The following is a 23,905-nucleotide window of genomic DNA, read 5'->3' as shown; positions in this document are numbered from 1 at the left end:
ATTTGAGCAGCGAGTGCAGCGAAGGGGTCACATCCTGGGCCGCCGCCGTCCTAATTTCACAGCGGGAGCATGCAACGATGAATAAAAGTGAAGACATAATCAGCCCGGAACTGGAAGCAGCGCGAGACGACGTAGCGTCGATGATGGAGCGTGCCCGCGTGGCACAGGCAAGAATTGCTGAATACACTCAGGAGCAGGTGGATGAACTGATCACCGCCATGGTCTGGGCGGTGGCGCAGGAAGAGCGGTCAGAGGAAATTGCGCGCTTTACCGTGGAGGAGACACAGCTTGGGAATTACGAGGGAAAGTACCTCAAAATCCACCGCAAGACACGCGCCACTCTGATGGACATTATCGACGATAGGTCTGTTGGTGTGATCGAGGAAGACCCGGAACGCAATATCATCAAGATCGCGAAGCCTGTTGGCGTGATCGGTGCGTTATCTCCTTCTACTAACCCCGAAGCCACTCCGGTGATTAAGTCAATTTCTGCGGTGAAGGGACGCAATGCGATCATCATAGCACCGCATCCTCGAGCGAAGCTGACTAACAAGAAAATTTGTGACTACATGCGTGAAGCCATTGTTGCGATGGGCGGACCGGCGGACCTGGTGCAGAGTATTGATGTGCCTTCCCTGGACAAGACCAATGAGCTCATGCGCCAGTGTGACCGTATTCTGGCTACCGGAGGAGGCGCCATGGTCAATGCCGCTTACTCCTCTGGCACGCCCGCGCTGGGCGTGGGCGTAGGTAACGCGGTAATTACCGTGGATGACACGGCTGACCTGAATGAAGCCGCGGAAAAGATCCGCATTTCCAAAACGCTCGATCTTGCTGCCTCCTGTTCGTCAGACAATGCGGTGCTGGTATTCGAATCGATTTACGAGGAGTTTCTGGAGAAGCTCAAAGCCGAGGGTGGCTATCTCGTAAATGAAGAGGAGAAAGCGAGGTTGCAAAACGTACTGTGGGAAGATGGCCACATCAACGCCAAGATTGTGGCGCAGCCTGCGGCGGTGATCGCGGGGCAGGCAGGCTTTGACTTGCCCGAGGGGCGCCAGTTCCTGATTATTCCAGAGACCGGCGCCGGTCCGGATCACCCCTTCTCCGGCGAGAAGCTCACCGTAACGATGGCCTTTTACAAGGTGAAAGATATCGATGAGGCTATTGATCTCACCAACCGTATTCAGGCCTATCAGGGCCAAGGCCATAGCTGCGGCATATACTCCTACAACGACCACAACGTCATGAAGCTGGCCGCGGCCACGCGCACCTCTCGTGTCATGGTTAACCAGCCACAGGCCGCTTCCAACAGTGGCAACCTTTGGAACGGTATGCGTCAGACATTTTCGTTGGGCTGCGGTTCCTGGGGCGGTAACAGTATCAACCACAATATCACCTGGCGCGATCTGATCAACGAGACCTGGGTTTCCAAGCCGCTGGCCAAGAGCAAGGAGATTCCCTCGGATAACGAACTGTTTGGCGCTGTCATCGGCAGGTTTTAGCATTAAAATATAACGGTTTTACGCGGGCTCAGTTTCCTGCGAGAGCCGTCTTTTTAGCGCCCTTTTTTCTTTCGAGGAGCATCGACATGGATTTTTCTCTGACAGAGGACCAAAAGGCTTTTGTCGAAAGTGCCCGAGCATTTTCAGACGGCGTGCTCGCGCCCAATGCCGCGAGGTGGGATGAACACGCGATTTTCCCCAAGGAAGCACTGCAACAGGCCGGTGAACTCGGATTTATGGGCATGTACACCCCGGAAAATGCCTGTGGCCTCGCCATGACGCGGTTGGATGCCAGCCTTATCGTGGAGGAGTTGTCCAAGGGCTGTACCGCAACCGCTGCTTTCCTGACAATTCACAACATGGTGACCAACATGATTGGTCGCTACTGTTCCGAGGCCACTATCGAGCAGTGGTGTCCGTCACTCACTGTGGGCACCAAGCTGGCTTCTTACTGCCTGACCGAACCGGGCGCGGGCTCCGATGCAGCCTCCCTTGGTACCACAGCGAAAAGGGATGGGGACGATTACATCGTCAATGGCACCAAGGTATTTATTTCTGGTGCCGGTGAAACCGATGTGCTGGTAGTCATGCTGCGCACCGGAGAGACGGGACCCAAAGGTATTACCGCTTTATTGATTCCTGCGGACGCGCCGGGCATTTCCTACGGCAAAAAAGAAGATAAAATGGGATGGAATGCTCAGCCCACGCGCATGATTACGTTTGAGGACGTGCGTGTGCCGATAGCCAATCGACTGGGTGAAGAGGGACAGGGCTTCGCCATTGCGATGGAAGGGCTTGACGGCGGGCGTATCAATATTGCTACTTGCAGTGTCGGCACTGCCCAGCAGGCGTTGGAAGAAGCCACCACCTACGTGCAGGAGCGCAAGCAGTTCGGTAGTGCGATCGCAGATTTTCAATCCACTCAGTTTAAGCTGGCGGACATGCTCACCGAACTGGTGGCTGCGCGGCAAATGGTGCGGCTTGCGGCTTACAAGCTTGACATCAAAGATTCCCAAGCGTCCACATACTGTGCCATGGCGAAGCGCTTTGCCACTGATGTGGGCTTCGAGGTGTGTAACAGCGCTCTGCAATTATTCGGTGGCTATGGATACATCCGGGAATACCCCATGGAGCGGCACGTGCGCGATACCCGCGTTCATCAAATCCTTGAGGGAACCAACGAGATTATGCGGGTTATTGTTTCCCGCAAACTGTTAATGGAAGGCGCACTGGAGATTATCAAGTGAGTATAAGCACATCGGATAAACTGAAAATTGAGATTCGTGACAGCGTCGCATTGCTGACCATCGACAACCCCGCAGCAAATACCTGGGATGTGGAGAGCCTGCCTGCATTGCGCGATGCCGTGGAGAAGTTGAACGAAGATAAGTCTATCTACGCGCTAGTGATTACTGGTGAGGGAGAGAAATTCTTTTCTGCCGGTGCTGATCTAAAACTATTTGCCGATGGCGACCCGCAGACTGCCGGAGAAATGGCACGCTATTTCGGCGAGGCTTTTGAGACCCTTTCGAATTTTCGCGGAGTGTCCATCGCGGCGGTCAATGGTTTCGCTATGGGCGGCGGTCTTGAGGTGGCACTGGCTTGCGATATACGGATTGCAGAGGAGCAGGCTCAGATGGCGCTGCCCGAAGCCAAGGTAGGATTGTTGCCTTGCGCAGGAGGCACTCAGCGTTTGGCTTGGCTGGCGGGCGAGGGCTGGGCGAAGCGCGTCATATTGTGTGGTGAACGTCTGGATGCGGCTACTGCCGAGCGTATCGGTTTGGTAGAGGAGGTTGTCGGCAAGGGTGAGTCTTTGGAGCGCGCCCTGAAGCTGGCCGAACAGGTGGGGAATCAAAGCCCCACATCCGTGCGAATGTGCAAGACCCTCATTCACTCCGCCCGCGACAAGGCGATTGGCGATGGCTTGCAAGGAGAGCGTGATCTTTTCGTAGACCTATTTTCGACAGAAGATCAGAAAGAAGGCGTTAACGCATTTCTCGAAAAGCGTAAGCCCGACTGGAAGAACAGCTAAGGAAAATTACACATGTCTGATGCCCCTATTCTGTTTGAGGAATTGCCGGCCGGAGCCCGCAAACTTGGCCGGGTAACACTGAGTGTCGCGGCAACCTTGAACTCCCTCACGCTTGAAATGGTAGATTTGTTGCAGGCACAACTGGACGTCTGGCGCGAGGCTGATGATATCGGCGCGGTGTTTATCGAAGGTGCTGGCGAAAAAGCTTTTTGTGCTGGCGGCGACGTGCAGGCACTGCACAAGTCGTCGGTGGAAACACCGGGAGGGCCCTGCGACTATGCTGAGAACTTCTTCGCTCGTGAATACCGGATGAACTATACACTTCATACCTATCACAAGCCCATTGTCTGCTGGGGTCACGGCATTGTGATGGGCGGAGGTTTGGGTGTCATGGCAGGTTGTTCGCATCGAGTGGTGACAGAGAAAACCCGTATCGCTATGCCAGAGGTCACGATTGCCTTGTTTCCCGATGTCGGCGGCACCTGGTTCCTGAATCACATGCCCGGCAGTTCGGGTCAGTTCCTGGCTTTGACCGGTGCCTCCATTAACGCCGCGGACGCCATCTACACGGGTATTGCCGACCGTTTTATTACCAGCGAGCACAAGGCCGCGGTGGTCGACAGCTTGCTCGCTCAGCAATGGTCGACTGACCCGGCGAAAAATCATGGCCTTGTGCGCCACGCACTGCGGCCTTTTGCTGAGCAGAGTATCGCTCAGTGCCCCGGTGGACAGGTAGAGCCGCACCTCGGCTCTATCAATACCCTGTGTGACGGTGATGATATCCACGAGATTATTAACAATATTGTGTCACTGCAGACTCAGGACCCGTGGTTATCCAAAGCCGGCAAAAGCCTTGCGCATGGTTCGCCTCTTGCGGCTCTGTGGATCGCGCGGCAGTTGGCGGAGAACCGGCACGCCTCTTTGAAAGAAATCTTCCAGTCCGAAGTTCGCCTGGCGACCAACATCGTCCGCCATCCGGAGTTTGCCGAGGGTGTGCGCGCACTGCTGATTGACAAAGACCGCAGTCCAAGCTGGCAATACAAGACCTCCCGGGATGTGCCAGAGAGTGTACTGGCAAATTTTTTCAGTGATCCCTGGAATAGCAATCCGCTGGCAGACCTGTAACCGAATGACGAGGGGTATTGAATAATGGCTAATGTTGCATTTATAGGCCTTGGGAATATGGGCGGCCCAATGGCCACTAACCTGGTGAAGGCTAGCCACAACGTGGTGGTTTTTGACTTGGCGCAGGTAGCCTGCGATCAATTGGCAAGCGCGGGCGCTTCGATTGCCGCCACCGCGGCGGAGGCTGTGGTGGGGGCTGATTATGTGATTTCTATGCTACCCGCTGGTAAGCATGTAGCGGGCACCTACCTCGGGGATACTGGTCTGCTCGCAAAACTGGACATCGCTACGACCGTACTCGATTGCAGCACGATCGATGCTGCCACTGCGCGGACAGTCGGTGAGGCCGCTGCTACGATGAACATTGGCTTCATGGACGCTCCCGTTTCCGGGGGTGTCGCCGCGGCAGCTGCGGGAACGCTCGCGTTCATGTGCGGCGGCAGCGCAGAGACCTTCAAAAAAGCCGAGATTATCCTGAAAGACATGGGCAAGAATATTTTTCATGCTGGCCCTGCCGGGAGCGGGCAGGTAGCCAAGGGCTGTAATAATATGCTGCTGGCAATCCAAATGATCGGCACCTGTGAGGCGCTTGAAATGGGTGCTCGGAATGGACTCGTTCCGAAAGTCCTGTCTGATATTATGCTGGCCTCTTCCGGCCGCAACTGGTCACTAGAGGTGTATAACCCTTATCCTGGGGTGATGGAAGCCGCGCCCGCCAGTCATGATTACCAGCCTGGCTTTATGGTCGACCTGATGGTGAAAGATCTCGGTCTTGCTATGGAGATTGCCGAGCAAAGCGGTGTGAAAAACGTCATGGGGCAACTGGCACAAAGTCTGTATATGGAGTACCAGAGCGCGGGTAATGGTCAGCAAGACTTCTCCGGCATCCTGCAAAAATTGCAGGATTGATTCAGGGTATCTGGCGATGCTAAATCGTATCAGTCGCTGCAGTATGCGCTAAATTCTAGGGAAGTATTGTTAAAGCCTTCCTTCTCAGCCAGAATCCACGGCCGCTCGCAGTCTTGCGTACGTTCGCACCAGGTGTATCCCGCGGAAGCAATACAGCCATGCATATCGCGATCTGATCCGGTAGTCGTGGTCTGCGAGGAAGGGGTGGATTGTGTCGCGCAGCCCCCCATCAATAACAACGACGCAAGTAATCCTGCAGAACGGTAAGTCATGGCCCTATCCTCTAGTTGGTGCCCGAGACACACGATAAACAGCTATCACGTCATCTGGCAGGTCGGTTGCAGCGTTCATAGATGGGTTGCGCTAACACTTCGTCCGGTCAGTAGGCTTCATTTTCATCCCTCACATGCACTGTCAGATTTCCTATCGAATCAACCGCTAAGTTGAAAATGATGGGTTTACAGCACACTTGACAGTCTTCGATATACTCTTGTCCTGCCTCCTGCTGATCTACCAGTATATCGATAGACTCGCCACAGTAGGGGCACGAAACACTGTGTTCATCCAAAGGCCGCATAATTTACCTCTCAACCGCGGGGCGTTTTGTCACATGATGCTGATATTCATTGGCATATCCACAGGGGCTAGTGCGACCCTCGAGACAACTGATAATGCGGCCGACGCAATAGCGGGACTGCAGGTACGAATCGAGAAAAATACGCGTAGACTGTTGGCAAGGCTGTAAAGAATAAAGGGGTTCTGAACTGCGACACGCTCGACCGAGTTAAAAATACAACGAGCTGTTTGTCCTGCGAGGCGTTAGCCAAAGACTAAAAAGACGTCGATAAGTATGGGGGTTTATTCACGCTTACTAATGTAACGTCAACAACGGGGGCGCGTGGTAAGCCGCCCCGGCTGAATTGACGTGTTGTACTCTGGATATCTAGAGCGGGACGACCTTGTTTGCACAGGGGCCTTTTTGACCTTGACCCACTTCAAATTCAACGGCCTGGCCATCATTAAGTGTCGCAAAACCGCCGCCACTTTGTATTTCCGAATGATGAACAAACAGATCCTTTCCGCCGTCTTCAGGTGTAATGAAGCCGAAGCCTTTGTCAGCGTTAAACCACTTAACGGTACCTTTACTCATGTTACTTCCTCACTATGTAATGATTAATTCTGTTGATTTACGTTCGAGTTCACAGAAACGAAGACGAATCGTAAGTCTATTTACATCAAATTGCTATAAATCGCCAGTATTATCAGTGATATTGTCACTGTTTCCCGGCAATTCAGCATCCTGAGATGGGATATTTTTTGCCTCAGCTTTTTTAAGGCGCTTTTCTTCTTTCTTCTTTTTCTTCGCGATTTCCCGCTGCCGTTTCTCGAAAGAATAATTGGGTTTAGCCATCAAAATGCCTACCTATAGTTGACACAATTTGAATGTCGAAGGGAAAATATAGCAACGGGCGGGCCAGTTTTCGGCCCGCAGTCCAAGCTTATTGGGCATCCGGCGACCGTTTTGCATCACTTGAGCGCCACTGTTCCCGGTTTGAATCATTAAACTGCTGAAATTGATCATATTAATATAGACGTTCACCCGCGGGTTAGCCACCGCACTGCTGCAGAGTATGGGCAGGGAAAGTAACATACTTGTGGGACGAGCCCTATCGATTAGCGGAATTTCGCTGATGTAATAAACTGCCCAAAAGTCTCGCACCAAACGATTACCGTATTGAACTGCGTTAAATTCACGCCAGGCGGCACCGCGATAACGAAGTTTTTGAATGTATCAATATTACCGATAAGCTGCATGGAAGGCCTTAACTGCTCAAAATCGGCTTCTGTTTCTACAAACTGAGGCGAAAAATAGAGTTTGTAATCAGGCCCCGGAGCAAGATTTCCCATAAAAGTGACATATTTTTCGCCAACCGAAACCTTGCCCTCGCCCCAGTGTAAAGCATCACTGTCCTTCAGGTCGCGCTTGAATTGCGCAGTATAGCGGGCGTCCAAAGCGACCGCCTCTACGTCAACTTGGCTTGGCGGCGGCGGTGCGATGAGTATGGGTAGTGCGTAGATTCCGGCTGCAAACCCCAACGCACCTGCCGATAAGTGCGTAAAGACCAGAATGAGTAATATTCGTATGTTCATAATGCCTCGATGCATTCGCCTGTCGATTATGACGGCCATGCCCCTACCTGGGGCGTGTTAAAGAGGGTAAACCGTTCAAATCAAGGTTGCCGCGCTATGGTATTCCGGCCAGACCTGGCCTTGGCTGGACCGCAGGCATACATACCCTTCTTTAATCGGGCGGTAGATTGACCTCGGTAGTTGATATCCAGCTCTCCAGACAACAGTGTCATTCGTTCCGGTGATGTATGCCAGCGTGCGGGTAAGTCATAGTGACCTGGCACCTCAAAAAATACATCTACGTCTGATTTGGCAGGATCGCCATGCAGCACTGCTCTTTGGCAGCCTGATGGAAAAAATTCAGAGCATGGCCCCCACACGAAAGATTCATCATCAATCGAGTACGATGCCGGGGAGTCTGATGTATAACCGAGACATGTGTAGAAAATGAGCGTCGCGGCTGTGATGCTCGAACACGTTGATCGCCTTATCATCTGAAATTAATTCCTTTGATTCCTCGCCTGACGTTTCGGTTTTGCGCGACTGCAACGTAATTCTCGACCGTAACGGGTTAACGCTCTTTCAAATCTAAATAGTCCGCTTTCCTCTGTTTTTTCGATCAATATAAAATGCCCAAGACACTACTGTTATGATGTACACAAACGTGCCAACCGTTACGGTGAGCTGGTCAATAGTAGAGGTGACCCCGATAAAAAAAAGCGTAAGTAACAGTAAGAGCAACGCATAGATCTGGAAAATAGCGGCCCTGGCGGTGTAGAAAAATACGTATCGTGTATGCATTTCTGTCCTTTTATTGTTGCGGCCTGCCCCACCGCTAGCAGACGCCCGATACATTGCCCAGACAATGGCGCCCAGTGCCAGCATGAGCCGAGTAGCCGTAGGGTCAAACCCTCTCACCGGACGATACCACGCCAATGGGTTGGCGTCCCAGGGGCTGCATGGTTTTTCGGCCGCTAGCGATTTAACGGCTGAGGTGGCCTATTTTGTCATGGAACAGGTCTGGCCAAGGGCGTAGTCTGAGAACCCTCCAACCCTCGTTAAGGTCAATCGTATGTCTTTCGTTGTTGTAGAAAAGCCCCGGCCATACATCACACAGATCACGCTTAACCGCCCGGATCGCATGAACGCGATGGCGTTTGATGTCATGGTGCCTTTCAAGGAAGCGCTGGAAGAGGTGAGTTTTGATAACGAGACCCGCGTAGTTATCGTCACAGGCGCTGGAGCAGGTTTTTGTTCTGGCGCGGATCTGGAAGATCCGGGGTGGTTAGATATATTCGATGGCTTAACGGTGCCCGGTATTGCCCGCCGTGCTATGAAAATACTCGATGACGTTATCAAGGCGATACACGATATGCACCAGCCCGTTATCGGGGCAATCAACGGCCCCGCCATTGGCGGAGGCTTTTGTCTGGCGATGGCTACGGATATCCGCATCGCAGCGGAGGGTGCTTATTTCCGCCCTGCGGGGATTAACAATGGCCTCACATCTGCGGAGTTAGGGCTCAGCTACCTCTTGCCCCGAGCCGTAGGTACAAGTCGGGCGTTTGAGATTATGCTAACAGGGCGTGACGTAGAAGCAGCGGAGGCTGCCGCCATTGGTATTGTATCCCGGGCGGTGCCGAAAGAGGTGCTACTGGAGGAGTGTTACGCTGTCGCCGAGCGTATCAACGGTTTCAGCCAGCTGGGTGTAGAACTCAGTAAACAGATGTTGTGGTCCGGCGTCGATGCGGGCAGCCTGCATACACATATGAACCACGAGGGTCATGCGCAGCTGTTTGTGCGGATGACAACGCAGAACTTCGAGGAAGCGATCAAGGCACGCAAAGAAAGTAGGGCGCCGGATTTTAAGGATTAATCGTGGCGTAGCCGGATTCGCTAGCGGGTCATGAGTGAGTGGCAATGATAAAATCAGCGGTTTCGATCGTATCGATGCGAGCGTTTTTAGGCCGGATGAATAAAAGTTAGAGCCCGCGCAATACCTGCAGCACAGTGGAGTCGATTATGTGCCTGCGGTGCTTTGCTCGATGATCTGAGATCACCGGCACGCGCCGCACGGTGACTTCCGCAACTACTCGGATGATTGCTTGCGCAGCAGGGGAGAGCCACTCTTGTTGTCCGGCGTTTTATTGTTGGCTATGACACCGAGAGAAGACCTTAACAGGGGCGTATTGCGGCCTTGCCAGATCCAGATAATAGCGGGCGCCAGAGTAGGAACAATCAGCACGTTAAATTGGTAGAGGATACCGATGACGTTGGCATTGGGCACAAACACGTCAGGTTGTTCAAAAAAAGTACCCCCGAGATTTACCATAAGCTCCTTGAGACACAGGCATAGCAATCCGAACATCATCAGTAAATAAAGAATGATAAGGCCGTAAAGGTAGCTCCCGAGATAGGTGTCCCGCTGGGTCGCAAAGTGCAGCACGGTATAAAATGGCACTGAAACCGTCACGATCATCGGGTTGATCCTGAAACCGAGTTGATACTCCGCCCCGGCGAGGGGTACGGCTTCCCCATTATTCTCCCCGAAGCGGGTCATCAACAGCGCGCTAGAGCCGTCAAGGTAGAGAGCGTCTACAACTGTAGGAAACCAGTTGCTCAGGCATTGGCTGACCAGACCTATGGCCGGTGTTGCCACTGAGCCACCGAGGGTGGTCCATACAACAAAGCAGGGCACTATCAGTACAAATACATACAGCAGGAATTGCCGCATATGCGGTTGTTCAGGCATTGCCGGTTTCCGCAGACTGAGCCAGTCGAGACAGATAGCGCAGGTATACGGTGAATACGATCAAAACATCCAGCATGATAAGCGACGGCCATAAATACAGATGAATCCAGGTAAATATTTCCATGTTCCAGTCCCCCAGATAGAACAGGCTGATGATGCGAGCCAGGTTAAGCGTCTGAACGGCAAGAAACCCGATGCTTATGGCCAGTGCCTTGGCCTTCCAGTTGGCGGGATAGGCCAACACCCCGGCCACCAGCACGATGGTGGCTTCCACGCCGTTGCAGCCTGATTCGATAGATACGGCAAAGCCCGTGTCCTTAAATTGAAGAACTTTACCGTAGGCAATTACGGACGAATCGAAGGGTAGTATGATCGCCGCACTGATGCGTGCCAGCAGTGAGGTAAAGGGCGTGATCACATGATCTTGCACGGGTACCAGCATCTCCAGTGTAAACAGGGAAACCAGCAGGGCCATAAAAAAAATTAAAAAACGCGTCAAGCTCGGAAGCTCCTGATAAGACCACTTTCGGCAGTCTAGCATGCCTTTTGGGTGAGGTTATTCCAAGCTATCACTTTGTTCCCGAGTGCGGGGCTCCCCTGAAATCAGGTCGATATCAACCTCCGTCAGACGACGGTAGTCGCCTTGTCTCAGGACGAAAAACCAGGGGTACTCGCTGCTTTTAATAAAGTGCCGACCTCCCTCCGTATAAAGCGCTAGAGTGCTGTCGCCCCCGAGGCTTTGCACCGACAAAATTAGGTCTGCCTCTGTCAGGGCCAGAGAGTCCGCCGTGGCGGAAGTTGCTGGAGCTCCCACCTGCAGAGTTTTCAGAGCGTTGACCAAGGCTGCCGCCTCGTTTTTATTCGCTGGTAAACCCCCGGCTGCAAGCCATCGGTCGCTTTCGTAGTGCACGCTATAAAGGTCAGCGTCTATTCTCAGTGGCACCCTGACCTGCAAAAGCCGGGGGTCAACCCACGCGCCGCCCGTGAGCGGCAGGCTGCTGGTGTCCAGGGTTATGCTGTATACGTTTTGCTGCGTTGCGTTGCGCACGTGTGCGCGGCGGAAGCTCGGCGAGGCGCCAAGATACAGGCGGGCGAGGGCCTGCCCGCCTCCAGCGAGATCAATCCTGCGTTGAAAAAATTCGGTGTCTACCTGAAAGCGCCGGTGGGCCTGCTCCGTATGGGCCACCGGCCAGCCCCGTTGATGTCGGGAGAGGGCCGTGAGCAACGTGTCGACTAGTTGTGCGTCTGCTGGCAACGGAGTCTCTCCGGGAATCGTCCATTGGTCGCCGGAGCGTTGCAGAACTACCTTGTTACCGAGCGCGTCGCGCAGTTGTACGGTATCCACCGCGGCACTGTCAAAGGAGGGCAGTAGTGCGATTCCAGCGCCGCCGTCGTTAGCCGGTGCTCGCGGCCAGAATACCATTGCTGCGATCAGACACTGTGTGACCAGCACCAACAGCAGGAATGTGGTGGTTCGGTTCACAGTAAGAGTCCACGTGAATAGCGGCGGCGGCGCTGGCGAGCGTTGAACCAGCTTCCTAGAACCATCACGGCGAGCAGTAACAGGGCGAAAGCGTAGTTTGTGTATTCGATGGTCTTTTGCATGCGCCGCTCCATGGGCGGCAGCGTGCGGTTGAAATGTCCCCGGGAGCGGATGCCCAGCAGTTGCTCGTCCCGCATGGCCCAGTCCAGCGAGTTCAACATTAACTCAAGGCTGCCCAGATACTGTGTACTACTGGCGGCCACGATGCCCTGCAATATCTCGTCGCTCATAAAGTCATTCGAAGCATACAGAACGATACGGGCTGACTCGGCGGAGTGTTCCAGCAAGTTGGCGGAAGGAAAGTCTCCGGTGATGATTGCGCCCGGATTCCCCTCTCTAAAAAAAGAGCTGAATCGGCCATTCATGAGCAGACCTAGTGTGTAAGCCTTGCCGTCGCCCGCCGGTGCCTGCATATGGGCGGCGCCGCCGGTCCCCGCGGTCGGCATGATACCCCGCTTGCTCGACAACCATGCGTCAGAAGAACTTTGCAGCAGTGGAGTTATCTGCGTATCCGCGGCCGGTTTTGCGACGATCGGGGATGCCCAGGGCATGGTTAGTTGCGGCAGGTTGCGAGTCACCGGATGTGCGATCAAGCCCGGTGGGCGCAGGTCGATAAAATAGGGGTAGTTGCGCAGCTCGGCGTCCTGAAACTCATAGTCTCCTGCGAGGCGCGTCACCGGCACAGTGAAGCTTGCATTTTGACTGTCCAGCACCACGCTTTCCTCGATGTTGATTCCGTGATGAAGCAGCCACTCTTGTAGCCCGCTATCGTACGTATTGAGTTGCAGTTTTCCTGCAGTGATACTCGCCGAAAACGGTGCCGTAACCAGCACCACGGTGCCCCCTCTCATCAGGAACTGGTCGATGGCAAATAGCGCACGACTACCGAGCAACCGGGGTGCGATCACCGCTAGTATGTCGGCATCTGCTGCAACAGTGCCGTCCGACAGATCCTCCTGGCGCAGGCTGTATTCACGCGACAGGGCGCGTTCGAGATGGGTAAAGACCGGTCCCGAAGCCTGCAGTGGCGAGACGCCAGTGCGGTCCGGTGGCAGAGACAGCGCGACGACTTTATTGAAGCCGGTGGCGAACCGTTTCAGTCCCGCGTCCAGCGCCAACCGGAAGTTGGCAGGGTTGAATTCCCCCGCGGGCAGTTGCACCACTTGCTCCGAAGTAGCCAGCGTCAGGTAGAAATAAAACTCAGTGCCGGCACCCTCCTGAGCTACCATCGGTTTAAATCCCCAGTTCTCACGAATTCGCCTGGCAATGTCGCCGTCCCGTGCTTCGGGTTCGATAAAGCGCACGCTGAATTTACCCTCCGAGTTATCCGCCGCCAGGGCCAGTTGCTGTTCGATAGAGCGTTTGTAGGCGCGCAGTGTTTGCGGCAGCAGTGCATCCTTCGATACGTAGCCTATAAACTCAACGGGCTCTTCGATACCGTCGAACAGGCGTCCACCGGAAATATAGTCGGTCACTACTTGACGAATCGCGTTGGTGATTTGGTACTCCGGATTGCGCAGCAACACCTCGGTCGGTGTATTTGGCACCGCGCGCACTTCGACCAGATCAGTGAAGCGCAGGCTGCGAAATTCATTGCCATAGCGCACCAGCACATTGAAATAGGCATTGACCAGCGAGGCTTGGTGTCGATCCGCAATACGGAACGGGGTGGAGGAAATGCCGTAGATCTCGTTGGCCTCGCGCTCCAGTGACGGGTCTGTGGCAGGGTCTACGATATGGCGGATCACCTTGCCGTTGCCCGCGATCTCATATTCTTGCAACAAGTCCTGAATTTGTGGCACCAACGGTGCCAGTAAGGGGTGCGTCTTACTGCTGAAGTAGCCCTGGATCAGTAGGGGCTCCTGCAGGTCCTTCAGCAGAAAACTCGTAGCGGGAGAAACGGAGTACAACTTACCCTCGGTGGTGTCGAGGCGCAGAGTGTCCAGCGGACTAAGCCACAAGTTGGTCATGAACAAGTTGGCGATAAGCAGCAGGGTGATGCGCCGTTTACGCTTCAGCCCGACTGTGGCGGGCTGGCCATAGCAGCGCAGGGATTCCAGTGCGTATACATTTAGAGCAAGAAAACCCGCACCCATGGACATGTAATAGATGACGTCGCGTAGATCCAATACGCCGCGGGTGATAGCGTCGAATCGCGCAGCGCTGCCCAGCATGCGCAACATATTGCCAGTGTGGTCACTGAAATAGGCGGTAAAGTCGGGGCTGCCAGACAGATACAAAACGGAGCACAGCATTACGGTGGCAATAAGACTCACCACGGAGTTATCGGACAGCGCGGAGATATACAATCCGATGGTCAGGTACATGCCCCCCAGCATCAGGGTTGCAGCATATCCTCCAAGCACCGGCCCCCAGTCAAGGTTAGCGATCAATGCAACCGTGAAGGGCAGAGGCAGTGTCAACACGACTGCCAGACCGAGCAGAGTGAAGCAGGCGCAGAATTTCCCCGCTACGAAAGACCAGGGGCTGTGAGGCTGGGTGAGAATATGCTCTATAGTGCCGCGGCTGCGCTCCTCGCTCCAAGCGCGCATAGTCAGTGCTGCACAGAGAAAAATCAGCAATACCGGCATCCACTCGAAGAGGGGGCGGATGTCGGCGATATTGCGAGCAAAGAAAGATTCCACCCAGAATACAATGAAGCCGTTGGCAGCGGCAAAGGACGCGAGGAACAGCCAAGCCACGGGAGAAGCAAAAAAGAGGCGTAGCTCCCTGCGCGCAACTGTCGTTGCTACAGGGTCACTGCCCATTTTTATGGACCTCACGGAACACGTTTTCAAGGCCTTTTTCAATCAGCTCCGGCAGCGCCTGGTCCACAGCCAGTTGACCGCCGCGCATGAGAAGAACGCGGTCACATACCGCCTCTACTTCCTGCATGATGTGGGTGGAGAGAATGACTGTAGCGTGATTGGCGGCCTGTTGAATCAACTCGCGCATCTGCCAGGTTTGGCCCGGATCCAGTCCGTTGGTGGGCTCATCCAGGATCAAAAGACGGGGTTGACCTAACAGTGCTTGCGCCACGCCAACCCGTTGTCGTGAGCCCCGTGACAGGGTGTGCACCGGTGCCAATGCGTACTGCTCGAGGTCCGTGGCCATTATGACCTCGCGCATGCATTGCAGCCGCGCTTTTGCCGAAATCCCCTTAAGAACCGTCATATACTCCAGATACTCTGCAACGGTCATGTTCGGATAGAGCGGTAGATTTTCCGGCAGGTAACCAAGATGTTGCTGCATAGTGCGTGGGTCTTTTATCACATCGATCCCGTCCACCGTGATCTTACCTGCGGAGGGTTCCAGATAGCCACAGAGCATTCTCATCAGAGTGGTTTTGCCGGCGCCGTTATGTCCCAGCAGACCGACGATTTCACCGGTGCCGATGCTAAAATTCAGGTTGTCTACGGCGGCGGTATCGCCGTAGTGACGACACAGTGATTCGACTTCAACCACGCGGTGATTGACTTCGCGCGGTGTATCGCTGTGTTATAGGCATGGGCGGGCGGCAGCCATTTCAAATGTCGAAAAGTAATTTGATGATGAACAGAATCAGCACCACATTAAGCACCCGCTTGATGAGGCGCTCACCGCCGGCAACGGAGTAGTGTACCCCCAGGTAGCCGCCAATAGAGTTTCCCACTGCGAGGAAAATGCCGACCATCCATAGTAATTCCACCTGGCTTGCAAAGACCACAAGTGCAATCACCGTGTACACGGCCACAATAAATACCTTGTGCATGTTGGTGCGTACCAGATCGAGGCCCATGACCCGGTTGAGCACCGGCATAATAATGAAGCCGATACCGAGCTGTATAAACCCACCCCAGAAGCCCACCCCTATCATCAGCAGGTGTCCTCGCAGGAGTTGTTGTGGGGTGGGCTGGTATTCATCCGGCTGGGCCTGTTTGCCCTTGTCAAAGTACATGATCAGCATGACGGCAACCATGATCAGAGCGAGGGCTCGATTGAACCACACGCCGTCCAACTGTACGCCTAGCATGGCGCCTGCGATGGCTCCGGGAATAGCGCATAGGGCCAGAGTCAGGCTCAGTTTAAAGTCCCGAAAGCCCCGGCGTGCGAAGGTGGTGATCGCGGTGAGGTTCTGTGCGAGGATCGCGATGCGGTTGGTGCCGTTGGCGACGGGTCCGGGAATACCCATGAAGACCATGACGGGTACGGTGAGTAGTGAGCCGCCTCCGGCCATAACATTTAAAAATCCGGCAATGGTTCCAACCACCACCAGCAGGCCTGCCTGCCATAGCTCCAGTGCCATGATCAGTCCCCCGTCCAGGGCTCGCGCAGAGTCACGAATTCCTCAGCGGTGGTGGGATGAATACCGATCGTCGTATCAAAAATAGCCTTGGTGGCGCCGGCACGCATGGCGACGGCAAAGCCCTGCGTAATTTCGCCGGCGTCCGGCCCCATCATGTGCAGGCCCACCACTCGATCGGTGGTGGCATCCACTATGAGTTTCATGAAGGACTTTTCTTCTCGGCCGCTCAGTGTGTGCTTCAGGGGACGGAAATTGGATTTGAACAGGCGCAATTCACCGAACTCTACCCGTGCCTGTTCCTCAGTGAAGCCCACCGTGCCGATTGTCGGCTGGCAGAACACCGCAGAGGGAATGAAGTCATAATCCACCTGCTGGTTCATACCCCCAAACTGGCGCCGGGCAAACGCCATGCCCTCGGCCAGGGCGACAGGTGTTAATTCCATACCACCAATTACATCACCCACGGCAAATATGCTGGCCTCGGTGGTTTGAAACGCGTGGTCGACCGCAATAGTGCCGGCGTCGTTTAGCGTCACGTTCACGTTTTCAAGCCCCAAACCCGCTAGGTTAGGGTTGCGGCCGGTGGCGTAGAGTACCGCGTCTGCTTCCAACGCCGTTCCGTCGTCCAGCTCCACCCGCAGGCCATCTTTTATCTGTTTAATGCTGCGCACGTTGACTTCAAATTTCAGGTCTATACCGCTGTTTGGAATTTCTTGCGCGGCGTGTTTGCGGATATCGAGGTCGAAGCCGCGAAGAAACAGAGACTGACGATACAGTTGCGTTACGTTTGCTCCCAGACCGTTGAATATCCCTGCAAACTCTACTGCAATATAACCACCGCCCACGATAACGAGTCGTCGTGGGAATGTTTCGAGGTCAAAAATTTCGTTTGAGGTAACGGCGTGTTCATTGCCGGGGAACTCGGGTACGAAGGGCCAGCCCCCGGTAGCGATCAGGAGTTTATCCGCCGAGTAATGAGTATCTCCAACTGCCACTGTGTGTGCGTCGATAATTCTCCCGCGGCCATTGATGACGTCCGCGCCGGCACCTTGCAACAGGGTGTCGTAAATATCATTGAGGCGGGCTATCTCCCCTTTCTTGTTGTCCCGCAGAGTAGTCCAGTCGAACTGGGGTTTCTTGCCTTTCCAGCCGAAGCCCACAGCATCGTCAAAGCCCTTGCCGAACTGAGACGCATAAACGTAGAGCTTCTTCGGGACACAGCCCACGTTGACACAGGTGCCACCCATGTATTGGTCTTCCGCTATGGCTACGCGGGCACCGAAACTTGCTGCCATTCGGGCAGCACGCACCCCGCCGGAGCCGGCGCCGATCACAAAAAGGTCGTAGTCGAATGTGCTCACAGTCTAACCGCTTGAAAATACGTTATCGTTTAGTCTAGCAGGGCAAGCTTGTCGCAGGCTATCCCGAGCGCCCGTAGATATTTATTTCGCTGCAGGTAGGATAGTGGACAAGAACTCATTACCATATGGCCTTGGAAAAGTTTTTACTTGTATGGCCATGCTGTTGAATAAAGGAAAACTGATGAATATGCCCAGATTGTTCACTCGCTGGCCTCTTTGGCTTGTACCTCTGATGTTTGCAACGTCCGGTTGGGCGGAAGATGCCGCAGCGGTCCAGGATGAAGTATTGCTCAAGAACGGCTCCCGCCTCGTTGGCAAAGTGGTCAGTTCCCGCGATGGCGTGGTGACTATAGAAACTGATTTTGCGGGTACGTTGGAAATCAAGATGGACAAAGTTGAAGGGATCAATGTGCCTGAAGCGGTGGTAGTTTTGATGGAGGACAATACGGTTCACCGGGATTCTTCCCTCAGTATGAGCGAAGAGCGACTGGTTCTGGGTGGAGAGGCAAAAACCTATCCTCGAGATGACCTACGGGTACTGAACCCGGAGCCGTGGGAGATGGGAGAGGGATACCGCTGGACGGGTAAGGCGGGTATGGCCTTCCAGCTGCAGCGGGGCAATACCGATACAGACGAACTGGATGTCAATATACATGCGGCCTGGCGAAGCACACGGGATCGCTACCGTTTCATGTGGACGAGCGAGCTGGATAAAAGCGACAACGAAAAAACCGCAGATAACTGGCAGACATCGGGCAGGTACGATTATTTCCTCACCGACCCCAACTATGTTGGAGGGATACTATTTGTAGAGTCAGACAAATTCAGGGATCTGGATCGGCGCACGATGCTTGGACCTTACTATGGCCGGCAATTTTTTGCCGAACCAAGATTGACACTCAGCGGCGACTGGGGCGTGTCATGGGTTGACGAAAAGTATGATACTGCGGAAGATCAGGATTACCCAGCCACCAACTGGAGTATCGATGCGTCCAGTAATATCCTGGGCGGCAACTCTTCTGTGTACTACCGCCAGCTTGGTATCTGGAACTTGGACGACACGTCAGATGTGATGCTGAACAATACGTTTGGCCTTTCCTTTCCGTTATTATGGAAATTGGAGGCCGCGGCGGAGGTCTTGCTGGAATACGACAGTGGGTCTGTGGAAGGTGTGAAAGAACTCGATCAGACGTATAAATTCAGGGTAGATTACAGCTGGTAGAGAAGGGTCGCGGCCCCTGGGTGGCGAGTTCCTGGCCGCGGTTTCCTTCTGTGCTACTGGCCGCGAGGGGCCTTGAATATTTTTCGGAACCAGTCTGCAGGGGTTTCATTGGCCAGATCGGTGAACTCGCCAGCGTCCAGATACATGCCATGCTCCTGGCAGACTTCATAGACAATATGGGGCTGGTCCGGGTCGGAGACTTTATTCATCTCCTGGCCGCAGCGCGGGCAGGCCACGTTTTCGACCGAATCCCATTTCCTGCCTTCGCTGGCCTTGCCGGTATCGAGTGCTTCGCCCATCCATTTGCTCTTTAGCAGGGTGGCTTCTCCCTTGTCGAACCAGATGCCTTGGCAGTTGGTGCAGCGGTCAATGAGCAGATCGCTCCCGTAGGAGACCTCCTCCATGCCGTGGCCGCATTTTGGGCATTCTATGCTGTGCACACTCGAATCGTATTCCATTTCAACTCTCCGCTCCGCTGCTCGGGCTAGTTTCGCGAGTATAAAAAGGCGTGTTGAGCCTGCGCTGCCGCGACCTCGATCCCGCCACGCGCCGTCTCATCACAATCGCCGTCAGATTATCGTATGCGTTACCAATAAGGGCAAGGCAGCTGCGAAGAAAAACCATGCAAGAACTGACTTATCCGCACAACGGGCTCATTGCAAGCGCCTCACTTCAGTAGATTTGCCACCACTGCCACTGCCACTGCCACTGCCACTGCCATTGCCATTGCCACTGAGAGAGGGCAGTGAAACCAGGTACTCCACCGGGAAATCAAGCCCCGAGGTATTCTGGTCCAGTGTTAGCTGAACGGGCTGGTCTATGGTCAGCAGGGCGCCGCAGGCGTCCCCTGCATCACAAATGAGAAAATCGTTGTCCGTATCGGTGCCCGCCAAGATTTCGTAATCGCCCGCCGGGATATCCCTGAATTCGAAGGGGTACAGACTGTTGCTGCTGGTGGCAACGAACTGTGCGACAGGGGTCGCTTCTCCCACTTCGAGAAGCAGGACGTAAATCACGCCCAGTCCTGTTCCGGACTCACCCAACCCTTCGGATACCAGCACTCTCACCGTCAGGGTGTTTACACTGGACTGGGCAACAATATCGGCTGAGTAAATGCCAGCGGTGAGTAGGGCCCTGTCTACCGTGACTGAATAGGTACCCAGACCGGCGGTATCCGCGTCGACGGCGCTGACTTGTAGCCAGGCTTCGGACGTCGTCAGTGCCTGCAACTGCAGCGAACCGCCACCTGCGTTATCGAGGTTCAATGTCAGGGATGAAGTGCTGCCACCGAAGTTCAGCGTAGTGGCTGAGGCGACCAGTATGGGGTTGTTTGCGGGTGAAGAACCGGATGCTTCCAGGGCTGCCAGCACTGCCCGTTGCGCATTGATGAGACCATGGCCGTAATCATCGTCGCGGCCAGCCGGCCCCAGATCATCGGTCAATGCTCCAGAGGCCAGCAGATTGTCAATGTCTGCCGGCGTGAGGTCAGGGTTTACACTTTTCATCAAGGCAAGCACACCGGACACGTGCGGTGCAGCAAAGGAGGTGCCGTCGAGGAAGCTATAAACATAATTTAAGCTATTGTCTGGTCGTATTTCGCCACTGGTACTCAATATACCGTCGGGAAATCCATCGCCGTTGAGGTCGACACCCCGGTCGCCGCCCGGCGCGCTGACGTCGACTGCCGCCCCGTAGTTTGAGTAGACCGCAAGGCGGCGCTGCGCGTCGACGGCGCTGACGGAGATAACATTGTTATAAGACGCAGGGTACAGTGGCATGCTGCTTGCATTGTTGCCGGCCGCCGCGACGACGATCACGCCAGCCGCTTTGACCTCGTTGTAGAGATTCTGTCTAGACTGGTCGAAAGGCGCACCACCGAGGCTCAGGTTGATGATGTCCGCCGGCGCGTCTGGCACTGCGCCAGAATCATTAGGTAGGCCTGCGGCGAATCGAACCGCCTGTCCGATGTCGTAGGACGTTCCTGTCCCGCCCGCTCCCAGCGCACGCAGTGGCATCACTCGGGCGCCAAACGCGCTGCCGGCGACACCCTGAATATTGTCGCTGCGCGCCGCCACTGTGCCACTGACATGGGTGCCGTGGAAACTTTCGGAGCCTCCTCCAAATGAGCTGCCAGGGTCAGACGGGTCAGGGTCGATGCCGTCGCCGTCCAGCGCCTCATCCGGGTTACGCACGAAGTCGTAGCCGGACACCAGTTGACCGGCGAGATCGGGATGGTTGAACAGAATGCCGGTATCGATCACCGCCACCAGCACGTCGGTGCTCCCGACGGTTGTATCCCAGGCCTCCGGTAAATTGATTAATGGATAATGCCATTGATACTGCAAGCCCTGATCGTTCGGGATGGCCTGAGTGAACACCCGGTAATTGGGGTATGCGGAACGCACGGACGGATCTTTACGCAGCGACTTAATCATCATCAGTGTTTCCCAGCGCGCCCGCTGTGAGGCGTCTGTGATATTGATTCCCTTGGTGGCTGCATTGGCCAGGCTTTGCGACGGCGGCTGCCCTAAAAGAAGGGATCGGCGCATAGCCATGAGCCGACTGCGTCCCGCTCCGCCGGCGCGGTGTTGCAGCCCCCAGCGGCGGCTCGCACCCAGGTCTGCGGGGGCTGCGTTGTTAGCTTCCGCCTCGGCGGTGTAATTCACTACTGCTTCCCACGGGACGATCTCATGGTTTTGATCGGAGTAAGCCAGCGTAGTGTTGGGCGCGCCGATGGCGAGGGTATAGTTGGTAGCGCCACCGAATGCGAAGACATTAACCAGGTAGGTGCCGTCTGCGGGCACATCCACGAACTCTACCTCTCCGGTGCCAATGGAGAATACGACTGTTTCGTCTTCGGCGCTCCATAGGTACAGGTCGGCGTCGGCGACGTTAAAGTCAGCCACCACCATGGTGATGCGCTGCCCCTCCAGCAACTCGACGCGGAAATAGTCCTCCACGTCACCGCCGAGCTGTGACTGCCCCTCGGCGCCGCTACCCGGCTGATTGACATAACCGCCCAGGGTAATCGGGTTGGCGATTGATTGGGCGCTGCTGCGCGTGTTGTTGCTGATCGTAGTTTGCAGTGGATCGTTGGTGTCGCTGTCGACAGTCTGGCTGCTGGACGTGCTGATGGTGCCCGACAGCGTAAAGGCCTCGAATACGGGGGGCGGCAGCGGTGGCTCGGGTGGGGGGCTGTCAGATGCGCTGCTACCGCCACCGCCGCCACCACCGCCGCAGGCGGCAAGGCAAGCACAGAGGACAGCAAGGATGCACCGATTGGTGCGCGCTGCCCGCGAGTTCGGGCGCGGCGTGGCGTACTGTGTCAGGGATACAAAAAAGATAACAGGGTCTCCTAGTGGTGACAGAAAGCCGCAGTGTGTAAAGTAAGTGTACAGGTAGTGGGGCCATCCGGATCATTGTCCGGCACGTTTTCCCTGTAACCTACACGACAATCGCTAATGTTAGTTGCCGCTGCTGGAGGCGAGCCTCGATGAGAAGAGTATACCTGACGTTCTTGTGCATGTTCGCGCTATCCCTCACTGCTCATGCGAAAACGCCGAATATCCTTGTCATTTGGGGAGATGATATTGGTTGGTCTAACATAAGCGCCTATCACCGCGGCATGCTAGGCGGTAGCACGCCCAATATCGACCGTATCGCCAACGAGGGCGCACTGTTTACTGATTACTACGGCGAACAGAGCTGTACCGCTGGGCGTTCCGCCTTTATAACCGGGCAACACCCCCTGCGCACCGGGCTTCTGAAAGTGGGTATGCCGGGCGCAGAGATCGGCCTGCAGGCGGAGGATCCGACCATTGCCGAGATTCTCAAGCCGCTAGGTTATGCGACAGGCCAGTTCGGCAAGAACCATCTCGGCGACAAGGACAAGTTCCTGCCGACCAACCATGGATTCGATGAGTTTCTGGGCAACCTCTATCACCTCAATGCGGAAGAGGAGCCGGAGACCTATTTCTATCCCAAGGACCCCGACTTTCGTAAGCGTTTTGCGCCCCGCGGCGTGATTCATTCTTTTGCTGACGGCAAGATACAGGATACGGGGCCCCTGACGCGCAAGCGGATGGAGACTATCGACCAGGAGTTTACTGACGCGGCGCTCACGTTCATGCGCACGTCCCACGAAGACAACAAGCCTTTTTTCGTTTGGTTCAACGCCACGCGGATGCACATCTGGACTCGCTTGTCTCCCGAGTGGGACGGCAAGTCGGGCTACGGTCTTTATGCCGATGGTCTGATGGAGCACGATCATCAAGTCGGTCAATTGCTGAACGAATTGCAGACGCTGGGCATCGAGGATGACACCATTGTCATTTACAGTACCGATAATGGTTCTCAGACTAACACCTATCCCGACGGCGGTGCAGAACCCTTCCGTGGCGAAAAAGGATCAACTTGGGAAGGTGGTTTTCGCGTGCCAGCGCTGATTCGCTGGCCCGGGGTGGTGCAGCCCGGTACCGTCATCAATGACATATTTTCTCATCAGGACTGGTTTCCCACATTGGCCTCTGCGGCAGGCGTCGAGGACATCGATAAGAAATTGGAGAAGGGTTATACAGCGGGAGACAAATCATTCAAGGTCCATCTCGATGGATATGACCAAACCGATTTGCTTTCGGGCACGGGGCCGGGTAAGCGTGAGACGATTTTTTACTTCGACGACAATGCCAACTTCAATGCTATGCGCTGGAATGATTGGAAAATCCATTTCGCACTGCAAATGGACGGCTGGGGTGGCCCGCGTGAGTCGCTAAACTTCCCGCGGATGATCCACTTGCGCTCTGACCCCTACGAAACGTCTCTCGATTCGGGCCTGTATACTCGCTTCTTCGCGGATCAACTGTGGCTTTTCGTGCCGGTGCAGCAGGAGGTGGGCAAATGGTTGATGACTTTCCGGCAGTTCCCGCCGCGTCAGCCTACGGCGAGCTTTACCGTCGACAAAATGATGGCCTACATGCAGCAGATGCTGCAGCAACGTGCAATGGGTGCTGCCGGTGCCGGAGGGACGCCTCCCTGAGAGGACTCG

General features: G+C 55.0%; 22 protein-coding genes. 9 read left to right on the top strand and 13 right to left on the bottom strand.

Annotation, left to right across the window (positions count from 1 at the left end; all coding sequences use genetic code 11):
* Window positions 1-77: 77 nt before the first annotated feature.
* The 5 genes from EYC82_RS12075 to mmsB all read left to right on the top strand — a co-directional run bounded on the left by EYC82_RS12075 (window position 78) and on the right by mmsB (window position 5,568).
* Complete coding sequence (locus EYC82_RS12075) at window positions 78-1,502, top strand: aldehyde dehydrogenase family protein (RefSeq protein ID WP_279249788.1); 1,425 nt, start codon at window positions 78-80, stop codon at window positions 1,500-1,502.
* Between the two features lie 86 nt (window positions 1,503-1,588).
* Entirely contained in the window at window positions 1,589-2,749 is a 1,161-nt protein-coding gene (locus tag EYC82_RS12070; protein WP_279249787.1) for an acyl-CoA dehydrogenase family protein, read from the top strand.
* On the top strand, window positions 2,746-3,534 hold the full coding sequence (locus tag EYC82_RS12065) for an enoyl-CoA hydratase (RefSeq protein ID WP_279249786.1): 789 nt from the start codon (window positions 2,746-2,748) through the stop codon (window positions 3,532-3,534). The genes EYC82_RS12070 and EYC82_RS12065 overlap by 4 nt, the downstream gene beginning before the upstream one ends.
* Window positions 3,535-3,546: 12 nt before the next feature.
* On the top strand, window positions 3,547-4,659 hold the full coding sequence (locus EYC82_RS12060) for an enoyl-CoA hydratase/isomerase family protein (protein ID WP_279249785.1): 1,113 nt from the start codon (window positions 3,547-3,549) through the stop codon (window positions 4,657-4,659).
* Window positions 4,660-4,683: 24 nt separating this feature from the next.
* Entirely contained in the window at window positions 4,684-5,568 is an 885-nt protein-coding gene (gene mmsB, locus EYC82_RS12055) for a 3-hydroxyisobutyrate dehydrogenase (protein ID WP_279249784.1), read from the top strand.
* 379 nt (window positions 5,569-5,947) lie between these two features.
* Here the strand turns inward: mmsB and EYC82_RS12050 are convergent, their stop codons facing one another.
* From EYC82_RS12050 to EYC82_RS12035, 4 genes are all read right to left on the bottom strand, one after another.
* Window positions 5,948-6,145 carry a CPXCG motif-containing cysteine-rich protein gene (locus tag EYC82_RS12050; protein ID WP_279249783.1) on the bottom strand — a complete coding sequence of 66 codons (198 nt, stop codon included), beginning with the start codon at window positions 6,143-6,145 and terminating at the stop codon, window positions 5,948-5,950.
* Between the two features lie 366 nt (window positions 6,146-6,511).
* Window positions 6,512-6,718 (bottom strand): cold-shock protein, encoded by a 207-nt coding sequence (locus tag EYC82_RS12045; protein ID WP_279249782.1) that lies wholly within the window; start codon window positions 6,716-6,718, stop codon window positions 6,512-6,514.
* Window positions 6,719-6,811: 93 nt separating this feature from the next.
* Window positions 6,812-6,979 carry a hypothetical protein gene (locus EYC82_RS12040; protein WP_279249781.1) on the bottom strand — a complete coding sequence of 56 codons (168 nt, stop codon included), beginning with the start codon at window positions 6,977-6,979 and terminating at the stop codon, window positions 6,812-6,814.
* Between the two features lie 263 nt (window positions 6,980-7,242).
* Complete coding sequence (locus EYC82_RS12035) at window positions 7,243-7,758, bottom strand: DM13 domain-containing protein (protein WP_279249780.1); 516 nt, start codon at window positions 7,756-7,758, stop codon at window positions 7,243-7,245.
* A gap of 1,012 nt (window positions 7,759-8,770) precedes the next feature.
* On the opposite strand from EYC82_RS12035, the gene EYC82_RS12030 reads away from it, so the two are divergent.
* Window positions 8,771-9,574, top strand: a complete 804-nt coding sequence (locus EYC82_RS12030) for an enoyl-CoA hydratase (protein ID WP_279249779.1) — start codon at window positions 8,771-8,773, stop codon at window positions 9,572-9,574.
* A 213-nt stretch (window positions 9,575-9,787) separates the two neighbouring features.
* Here the strand turns inward: EYC82_RS12030 and EYC82_RS12025 are convergent, their stop codons facing one another.
* The 7 genes from EYC82_RS12025 to gorA form a co-directional block, all read right to left on the bottom strand.
* The gene (locus tag EYC82_RS12025; RefSeq protein ID WP_279249778.1) at window positions 9,788-10,450 is read right to left on the bottom strand and encodes an exosortase H-associated membrane protein; all 663 of its coding nucleotides are present in this window, start codon (window positions 10,448-10,450) and stop codon (window positions 9,788-9,790) included.
* Window positions 10,443-10,949 (bottom strand): exosortase H, encoded by a 507-nt coding sequence (gene xrtH, locus EYC82_RS12020; protein WP_279249777.1) that lies wholly within the window; start codon window positions 10,947-10,949, stop codon window positions 10,443-10,445. Before xrtH ends, EYC82_RS12025 begins: the two co-directional genes overlap by 8 nt.
* Before the next feature lie 57 nt (window positions 10,950-11,006).
* On the bottom strand, window positions 11,007-11,933 hold the full coding sequence (locus tag EYC82_RS12015; RefSeq protein ID WP_279249776.1) for a DUF4340 domain-containing protein: 927 nt from the start codon (window positions 11,931-11,933) through the stop codon (window positions 11,007-11,009).
* A complete protein-coding gene (locus EYC82_RS12010; protein WP_279249775.1) occupies window positions 11,930-14,761 on the bottom strand; it encodes a Gldg family protein in 2,832 nt (943 codons plus the stop codon). The genes EYC82_RS12015 and EYC82_RS12010 overlap by 4 nt, the downstream gene beginning before the upstream one ends.
* On the bottom strand, window positions 14,751-15,458 hold the full coding sequence (locus EYC82_RS12005) for an ABC transporter ATP-binding protein (RefSeq protein ID WP_279249774.1): 708 nt from the start codon (window positions 15,456-15,458) through the stop codon (window positions 14,751-14,753). Before EYC82_RS12005 ends, EYC82_RS12010 begins: the two co-directional genes overlap by 11 nt.
* 61 nt (window positions 15,459-15,519) lie before the next feature.
* On the bottom strand, window positions 15,520-16,278 hold the full coding sequence (locus tag EYC82_RS12000; RefSeq protein WP_279249773.1) for a sulfite exporter TauE/SafE family protein: 759 nt from the start codon (window positions 16,276-16,278) through the stop codon (window positions 15,520-15,522).
* Between the two features lie 2 nt (window positions 16,279-16,280).
* Window positions 16,281-17,639 carry a glutathione-disulfide reductase gene (gorA, locus tag EYC82_RS11995; protein ID WP_279249772.1) on the bottom strand — a complete coding sequence of 453 codons (1,359 nt, stop codon included), beginning with the start codon at window positions 17,637-17,639 and terminating at the stop codon, window positions 16,281-16,283.
* Between the two features lie 181 nt (window positions 17,640-17,820).
* Between gorA and EYC82_RS11990 the strand changes: the two genes are divergently transcribed.
* Window positions 17,821-18,861 (top strand): DUF481 domain-containing protein, encoded by a 1,041-nt coding sequence (locus tag EYC82_RS11990; RefSeq protein WP_279249771.1) that lies wholly within the window; start codon window positions 17,821-17,823, stop codon window positions 18,859-18,861.
* 53 nt (window positions 18,862-18,914) lie between these two features.
* Here EYC82_RS11990 and EYC82_RS11985 read toward each other — a convergent pair whose 3' ends face one another.
* Both EYC82_RS11985 and EYC82_RS11980 read right to left on the bottom strand, forming a co-directional pair.
* Window positions 18,915-19,319 carry a zf-TFIIB domain-containing protein gene (locus tag EYC82_RS11985; RefSeq protein ID WP_279249770.1) on the bottom strand — a complete coding sequence of 135 codons (405 nt, stop codon included), beginning with the start codon at window positions 19,317-19,319 and terminating at the stop codon, window positions 18,915-18,917.
* Window positions 19,320-19,514: 195 nt separating this feature from the next.
* Window positions 19,515-21,821, bottom strand: coding sequence for a S8 family peptidase (locus tag EYC82_RS11980; RefSeq protein WP_279249769.1), 2,307 nt, complete (start codon window positions 21,819-21,821; stop codon window positions 19,515-19,517).
* Window positions 21,822-21,894: 73 nt separating this feature from the next.
* Between EYC82_RS11980 and EYC82_RS11975 the strand changes: the two genes are divergently transcribed.
* Window positions 21,895-22,251 carry a hypothetical protein gene (locus EYC82_RS11975; RefSeq protein ID WP_279249768.1) on the top strand — a complete coding sequence of 119 codons (357 nt, stop codon included), beginning with the start codon at window positions 21,895-21,897 and terminating at the stop codon, window positions 22,249-22,251.
* 103 nt (window positions 22,252-22,354) lie between these two features.
* Window positions 22,355-23,896, top strand: a complete 1,542-nt coding sequence (locus EYC82_RS11970; protein WP_279249767.1) for an arylsulfatase — start codon at window positions 22,355-22,357, stop codon at window positions 23,894-23,896.
* Window positions 23,897-23,905 lie beyond the last annotated feature (9 nt).

This window comes from Candidatus Marimicrobium litorale, from assembly GCF_026262645.1.
Lineage (GTDB): Bacteria > Pseudomonadota > Gammaproteobacteria > Pseudomonadales > Halieaceae > Marimicrobium > Marimicrobium litorale.
This window is presented reverse-complemented; position numbering and strand designations above follow the sequence as displayed.

Excerpts from the sequence above, each read along its gene's own strand:
- EYC82_RS12075 (WP_279249788.1), top strand. The coding sequence starts at position 78 with ATGAATAAAAGTGAAGACATAATCAGCCCGGAACTGGAAGCAGCGCGA.
- EYC82_RS12070 (WP_279249787.1), top strand. The coding sequence starts at position 1,589 with ATGGATTTTTCTCTGACAGAGGACCAAAAGGCTTTTGTCGAAAGTGCC.
- EYC82_RS12060 (WP_279249785.1), top strand. The coding sequence starts at position 3,547 with ATGTCTGATGCCCCTATTCTGTTTGAGGAATTGCCGGCCGGAGCCCGC.
- mmsB (WP_279249784.1), top strand. The coding sequence starts at position 4,684 with ATGGCTAATGTTGCATTTATAGGCCTTGGGAATATGGGCGGCCCAATG.
- EYC82_RS12050 (WP_279249783.1), bottom strand. The coding sequence starts at position 6,145 with ATGCGGCCTTTGGATGAACACAGTGTTTCGTGCCCCTACTGTGGCGAG.
- EYC82_RS12045 (WP_279249782.1), bottom strand. The coding sequence starts at position 6,718 with ATGAGTAAAGGTACCGTTAAGTGGTTTAACGCTGACAAAGGCTTCGGC.
- EYC82_RS12040 (WP_279249781.1), bottom strand. The coding sequence starts at position 6,979 with ATGGCTAAACCCAATTATTCTTTCGAGAAACGGCAGCGGGAAATCGCG.
- EYC82_RS12035 (WP_279249780.1), bottom strand. The coding sequence starts at position 7,758 with ATGGCCGTCATAATCGACAGGCGAATGCATCGAGGCATTATGAACATA.
- EYC82_RS12030 (WP_279249779.1), top strand. The coding sequence starts at position 8,771 with ATGTCTTTCGTTGTTGTAGAAAAGCCCCGGCCATACATCACACAGATC.
- EYC82_RS12025 (WP_279249778.1), bottom strand. The coding sequence starts at position 10,450 with ATGCCTGAACAACCGCATATGCGGCAATTCCTGCTGTATGTATTTGTA.
- EYC82_RS12010 (WP_279249775.1), bottom strand. The coding sequence starts at position 14,761 with ATGGGCAGTGACCCTGTAGCAACGACAGTTGCGCGCAGGGAGCTACGC.
- EYC82_RS12000 (WP_279249773.1), bottom strand. The coding sequence starts at position 16,278 with ATGGCACTGGAGCTATGGCAGGCAGGCCTGCTGGTGGTGGTTGGAACC.
- EYC82_RS11990 (WP_279249771.1), top strand. The coding sequence starts at position 17,821 with ATGAATATGCCCAGATTGTTCACTCGCTGGCCTCTTTGGCTTGTACCT.
- EYC82_RS11985 (WP_279249770.1), bottom strand. The coding sequence starts at position 19,319 with ATGGAATACGATTCGAGTGTGCACAGCATAGAATGCCCAAAATGCGGC.
- EYC82_RS11970 (WP_279249767.1), top strand. The coding sequence starts at position 22,355 with ATGAGAAGAGTATACCTGACGTTCTTGTGCATGTTCGCGCTATCCCTC.